The 6,756-nt window shown below is 68.4% G+C and carries 3 protein-coding genes; all 3 read right to left on the minus strand.

What is annotated here, in order from left to right:
• On the minus strand, positions 1–888 hold an 888-nt coding region (locus RSO01_RS45450), incomplete at its 3' end, for an ABC transporter substrate-binding protein (protein ID WP_147157237.1).
• Between the two features lie 18 nt (positions 889–906).
• Positions 907–2,787, minus strand: a complete 1,881-nt coding sequence (locus RSO01_RS45455) for an HWE histidine kinase domain-containing protein (RefSeq protein WP_147157238.1) — start codon at positions 2,785–2,787, stop codon at positions 907–909.
• A 23-nt stretch (positions 2,788–2,810) separates the two neighbouring features.
• The coding region (locus RSO01_RS45460) for a response regulator (protein ID WP_147157239.1) at positions 2,811–6,756 on the minus strand (3,946 nt) is incomplete at its 5' end.

The following is a 6,756-nucleotide window of genomic DNA, read 5'->3' on the forward strand; positions in this document are numbered from 1 at the left end:
GCGCTCGGCCAGACTCGTATCGACGCAAAGCTCGTAGGGGATGTCGCACTTCAGGGTGCCGAAGGCGCGCATGGCGGCGTGCAGGCGGTCAAAACCTTCGCGGCGGATCACCGGGTCGGGCCCCCACAGGCCGAGCTTGCGATAGCGCTCGATGGCGGCGGCGAAGATCACTTCGCTGACATCGGGGAAGTAACTTTTCAGCGTGCGGGCGATCTCGACGGCCGGCGTGGCCGCGAACCAGCCGAGCGTGCGGTGCAGGCCCTTGGTCATCGCCAGAAGATCGTCGGCGCGGCGCTCGAGCGTGGCGCGGCGCGTCACCAGCGTGGTGTAGGCGGTGAGGCCGCGCGTGGCGGCGGCGTGCCAGAGATGGCCCGCGCCCGAGGCCAGAAGCTCCTCGGCGTGGGGTTGGAAGAGCTGTGCGGCCTCGAGCGTGCCGGCGCGGATCGCCGCGGCATTGTCCGCCATCGACGGGCCCGAAACGCGGTCGAGGCGATCGAGGTCGACGCCGGCGCGACGCAGATCGTCGGCCAGGCAGATCCAGGGCGTCGGCACCTCGGACACCGTGGCGAACTTCACCTTGGCGAGATCGGCCAGTTGGAAATCCGGCCGCGGCCTGGCGCCGATCACGAAGAACGGATCGCGGGCCACGACGTCGGCGAAGCAGACGAGATCGGCGTCGGGCTCGCTGTCATGCACGATCATCACGCGCAGGGGCCCACCCCACATCACGTCGACCTCGCCAGACCGCAGGGCGCGCGCGGCGGCGGTAGGATCGGGCGACGGCCGCAGCGTGACCTCGACGCCGGCGTCGCGGAACGCGCCGGTGGCGTGAGCGGCATAGAACGGCGCGTAGAACAGCGCGCGGAAATTCTCGCTGAGGACGATCATGCGCTCAGTGTAGCAGGCTCAGCCGCCTTCGGCGGCCCGCATCAGCTGCTCGCCGCCCAGCAGGGTGAGCAGCACCCCTTCGAGGGCGGCGGAATCGATCGGCTTGGGCAGCACCGGCACGTTGGCGTAGCGCCGGTCGATGCTGTCGCGCTGATAGCCGGTGATGAACACGAACGGCACGCCGCGCGCCAGCAACAGATCGGCCAGCGGCTCGGCCTGCTGGCCGGCGAGGTTGAGATCGAGGATGGCGCCGTCGAAGCGCTCGACCTTGGCGGCGGCCAGGCCGTCGGACAGCCGTCCGTACGGCCCTGCGACCTCCGCGCCGAGGTCGGTCAGGATGTCCTTCAGCAGCATGCTGACCAGAAGCTCGTCCTCGACTACCATCAGGCGCATGCCGGCGAGGCTGCGGCGCGCCTGATTGTCGGACGGCGCCGCGGCCGGCGCTTCCGCGGGCGTCGGCGCGGCGGCGATCTGGGCGGCCGGGATGGACAGCCGGCAACACAGGCCCTCGGGCCGCCAGTCGTAGCTGACGCCGCCGCGGAACTGCGCCTCGATGCTGGAGCGCACGATGGTGAGGCCGAAACCCAGCCGCGCCGGCTCGGCCGCGGGCGGGCCGCCGGTCTCGACCCAGTCGAGCATCAGGGAATCGTCGCCGGTCTTCCAGCTCACGGTCAAGGTGCCGGTCTCGGTCGAGAGCGCGCCGTACTTGGCGGCATTGGTGGCAAGCTCGTGCAGCGCCAGGGCCACCGCCTGCGCGGTCGCCGGCAGCAGCACCACGGCCGGACCGGCGGTGATCACGCGCTGGCGATGCGTGGCGTGATAGGGCGCCATCTCCTCCTCGACGATCTTGCGCAGGTCGGCGCCTTCCCAGCGTGTCGAGGACAGCAGGTTGTGCGTGGCCGCCAGCGCATGCACGCGGCCCTCGACGGCAGTGACGAACTCCTTGGTGGTCGGCGCGCGCGTCAATCGCAGCACCGACAGCACGACCGCCAGCGTGTTCTTGGCGCGATGATCGACCTCGCGCGCCAGCAGCACCTGGCGTTCCTCGGCGCGCTTGCGGTCGGTGATGTCGACGGTGACGCCGTTCATGCGCACCGGCTTGCCCTGGGCGTCGCGCGAGATGATGCCAGCGCCGTAGCACCAGCGCAGCTCGCCGCTCGGCCGCACAATGCGGAACTCGACCTGGAAGCGCGACTGGCCCTCGTCGAGGATGGCGGTGATCGAGTTCTTGGCACGGTCGTCGGGATGGATCATCGCCTCGATGCGCTCGACGGTCGGCTCGAAGGTCTTGGGATCGACATTGAAGATGCGGTAGGGGCCGTCGTCCCATTCGATGTGGCCGCTCGCGACATCGACCTCCCACGAGCCCATGTCGCCGGCCGACAGCGCGATCGAGCGGCGCTCCTCGCTCTGGCGCAGGCGCTCGGTCTGGGCTTCCAGCTCGGCCGTACGCGCGGCCACTCGCTCCTCGAGCTCGGCGTTCAGCGCCTCGAGCTGGCGGGTCTTGCGGTAGAGGTCGACGAACACCCGCACCTTGGCGCGCAGCACCTTGGGGACGACCGGCACCGAGACATAGTCGACGGCGCCGATCTCGTAGCCGCGCAGATGGTCGGTCTCGCCGACCTGCACGGCCGACACGAAGATGATGGCGAGGTCGGAGAAGCGCGGATGATCGCGGATCATGGCGGCGAGCTGGAAGCCGTCGATGCCGGGCATCACCACGTCGATCAGGACGACGGCGACGTTCTCGGTCGTGAGCAAGAGGCCCAGCGCCTCCTGCGGCGAGTTGGCCTTGATCAGGTTCTCGCCCAACTCGGCCAGGATCACCTCATAGCTCAAGAGCTTGGCCGGCTGATCGTCGATCAGCAGGATGTTGACCTTGTCGGCGTCCTTGACCATGGGGCTCAGTCCGCCGGCGGCGTTCAACGGTGCAACCACAGCCGCAGCGCCGAGAAGAGCTGCTCTGTGTTGACCGGCTTGGCGAGATAGTCGGAGGCGCCGGCCTCCAGGCACTTCTCGCGGTCGCCCTTCATCGCCTTGGCGGTCAGCGCCACGATCGGCAGGCGTCGCAGCGCGGGATTGCCGCGAATCAGGGCGATGGTCTCGTAGCCGTCCATCTCGGGCATCATGATGTCCATCAGCACGATCGCGACCTCGGGCGAGCGTTCGAGGATGGCGACCGCCTCTCGGCCGGTCGTCGCCGTCAGCACGCGCATGCCACGCCGCTCGAGCGCGCTCGACAGGGCGAAGATGTTGCGCGTGTCGTCGTCGACCACCAGCACGGTGCGGCCGGCCAGCATCTCGTCGGAGCTGTGCAGGCGCTCCAGCATGCGCTTCTTGTCGTCGGGCAGGTCGTCGGCGACCTGGTGCAGGAAGAGCGCGGTCTCGTCGAACAGTCGCTCGGGCGAGGCCGCACCCTTGACCACGATCGAGCGCGCCATGGTGTGCAGCTTGGCGTCCTCGTCGGGCGACAGGTCGCGGCCGGTGAACACCACCACCGGCAGGTCGGCCAGCGCCGAGTCGCGCTGCATCTCCTCGAGCACGTCGAAGCCCGACAGGTCGGGCAGGCGCAGGTCGAGCACCATGCAGTCGAAGCGTTCCGAGCGCAGCTTGTCGAGCGCGCCGCGACCGGAATCGACGGTGGCGATCTCGATGTCGGGATGCGCCAGAAGCTCGCTGACGCCGAAGCGCTCGGCCTCGTTGTCCTCGGCGATCAGCAGCCGCTTCTTGCGTGGCCGCACATAGTCGTTGATGCGCGCCAGCGCCGCGTTCAGCCCTTCGCTGGTCGTCGGCTTGTTGAGGTAGGAGAAGGCGCCGCGGGCGAGGCCCTGCTGGCGGTCCTCGTCCATGCTCAGGATCTGCACCGGGATGTGGCGCGTTTCGAGCGTGCGCTTGAACTGGCTGAGCACGTTCCAGCCCAGCATGTCGGGCAGGAAGATGTCGAGCGACATGGCCAGGGGCTTGTATTGCAGGGCCAGATCGAGCGCCTCCGCGCCGCGCGCCGTGACCACGGCCTTGAGGTTCGCGGCATGGGCGGCATCGACCAGGATGCCGGCATAGTTGGGATCGTCCTCGACGATCAGCAGGGTACGGTCGCCCGGCTGGATCGTGTGGCGGTCGTCGGGGAACTGGTCGGCGAGATGGTCGGGCAGGGCGACCTGCGGCAATGGCACATTGCCCGGCAACGGCTGGCGCAGCGCCGTGCGCGGGCCGGTGTACATGGTCGGCAGGTAGAGGGTGAAGGTGCTGCCGAGACCGGGCGTGCTGCGCAGGGTGAGCTCGCCGCCCAGCAAGGTCGCGAGCTCGCGGCTGATGGCGAGACCCAAACCGGTGCCGCCATACTTGCGGCTGGTGCTGGCGTCGGCCTGCTGGAAGGCCTCGAACACGATCTTCTGCTTCTCGACCGGGATGCCGACGCCGGTGTCGGTGACCTCGAAGGCCACCACCGCGCTCGCCTGGTTGAGCGTGACGTTGTCGGAACGCCAGCCGGTCAGCGCCGGCACGACGCGCAGCCGCACGCTGCCCTGGGCGGTGAACTTCAGCGCGTTGGACAGCAGGTTCTTCAGGATCTGCTGCAGGCGCTTGGAATCGGTGACGACGCTGCGGCCGAGATTGTGGTCGATCTGCACCTCGAACGACAGGCCCTGCGATTCGGCCTGGTGGCGGAACGGCCGCGCCACGGTCTCGAGCACGTTGGAGAAGAAGATCTCCTCGGCATCGACGGTGACGGTGCCCGATTCGATCTTGGAGAGATCGAGGATGTCGCTGATCAGGTTCAGGAGGTCGGTGCCGGCGCCGTGGATGGTGCGGGCGAACTCGATCTGCCTGGGGGCGAGATTGCCCTCGGGATTCTCGGCCAGCTGCTGGCCCAGGATCAGGATCGAGTTGAGCGGCGTGCGCAGCTCGTGGCTCATGTTGGCCAGGAACTCCGACTTGTAGCGCGAGGTCAGCGCCAGCTCCGATGCCTTCTCCTCGACGGCGCGGCGGGCCTGCTCGATCTCCTGGTTCTTGCGCTCGACCTCGAAGTTGCGCTCGGCGAGCTGGGCCGCCTTCTGCTCGAGCTGCTCGTTGGTCTGCTGCAGCTCGCCCTGCTGGGTCTGCAGCTCGCCGGCGAGCTTCTGGCTCTGCTCGAGCAGGTTTTCGGTCTGCATGGTGGCTTCGATCGAGTTCAGCACGATGCCGATCGAGGCGGTGAGCTGCTCGAGGAAGGCGATCTGCAGCTCGGTGAAGTCGCTGAGCGAGGCGAGCTCGATCACCGCCTTCACCTGGCCTTCGAACAGCACGGGCAGCACGATGATGCTCTTGGGGGCGGCCTCGAACAGGCCCGAGCCGATCGGATGGGCGGTCGGCGGCAGGTCGGAGATCAGGATCTGGCGGCTGTCGGCCGCGCACTGGCCGATCAGGCCCTGGCCGATGCGGATGGTCTCGGGATGGCCCGAGCGCGAATCGGCGTAGACCGACAGCAGGTGCAGCGAGGCGTCGCCGTGGTCGTCGGTCTCGGTCTGGTAGATCACCGCCTGATGCCCGCCCACGAGCGGCGTCAGTTCGCGCAGCAGCAGCCGGCCCACCGTGCCGAGGTCGCGCTGGCCTTGCAGCATGTTGGTGAACTTGGCGAGGTTGGTCTTCAGCCAGTCCTGCTCGGTGTTGCGCTCCGTCGTCAGGCGGAGGTTGTCGATCATGGTATTGATCTTGTCCTTGAGCTCGCTGAGCTCGCCCAGCGCCTCGACCTGGATCGATCGCGTCAGGTCGCCCTTGGTCACCGCGGTCGCCACCTCGGCGATGGCGCGCACCTGGGCGGTGAGGTTGGTCGCCATCGAGTTGACGTTGTCGGTCAGGTCCTTCCAGGTGCCGGCGACACCGGGCACCTGGGCCTGGCCACCGAGCTTGCCCTCGGTGCCGACCTCGCGCGCCACGCGGGTCACCTCGCCGGCGAAGCCGTTCAGCTGATCGACCATCGTGTTGATGGTCTCCTTCAGGCGCAGGATCTCGCCGCGCACGTCGACGGTGATCTTCTTGGAGAGGTCGCCGCCCGCCACCGCGGTCGTCACCTCGGCGATGTTGCGGACCTGGGTCGTCAGGTTCGCCGCCAGCATGTTGACGTTGTCGGTCAGGTCCTTCCAGGTGCCGGCGACGCCGGGCACCTGCGCCTGGCCACCGAGCTTGCCTTCCGTGCCGACCTCGCGGGCCACGCGGCTCACCTCACCGGCGAAGCCGTTCAGCTGGTCCACCATCGTATTGATGGTCTCCTTCAGCTGCAGGATCTCGCCCCGCACGTCGACGGTGATCTTCTTCGACAAGTCGCCGGTCGCCACCGCCGTCGTCACGTCGGCGATGTTGCGGACCTGGGTGGTCAGGTTCGCCGCCAGCAGGTTGACGTTGTCGGTCAGGTCCTTCCACACGCCGGCGACGCCCGGCACCTGGGCCTGCCCGCCCAGCCTGCCCTCGGTGCCGACCTCGCGGGCCACGCGCGTCACTTCGCCGGCGAAGCCGTTCAGCTGGTCCACCATGGTGTTGATGGTGTCCTTGAGCTGCAGGATCTCGCCGCGCACGTCGACGGTGATCTTCTTGGAAAGGTCACCGTTGGCGACCGCGGTCGTCACCTCGGCGATGTTGCGCACCTGGCCGGTCAGGTTGGTGGCCATGAAGTTGACGTTGTCGGTCAAATCCTTCCAGGTGCCGGCGACACCGGGCACCTGGGCCTGGCCGCCGAGCTTGCCCTCGGTGCCGACCTCGCGCGCCACGCGGGTCACTTCGCCGGCGAAGCCGTTCAGCTGATCGACCATCGTGTTGATGGTCTCCTTCAGGCGCAGGATCTCGCCCGAGGCATCGACGGTGATCTTCTTGGAGAGGTCGCCGCCCGCCACCGCG

The organism is Reyranella soli (assembly GCF_007992495.1).
Taxonomy (GTDB): domain Bacteria; phylum Pseudomonadota; class Alphaproteobacteria; order Reyranellales; family Reyranellaceae; genus Reyranella; species Reyranella soli.

Excerpts from the sequence above, each read along its gene's own strand:
- RSO01_RS45455 (WP_147157238.1), bottom strand. The coding sequence starts at position 2,787 with ATGGTCAAGGACGCCGACAAGGTCAACATCCTGCTGATCGACGATCAG.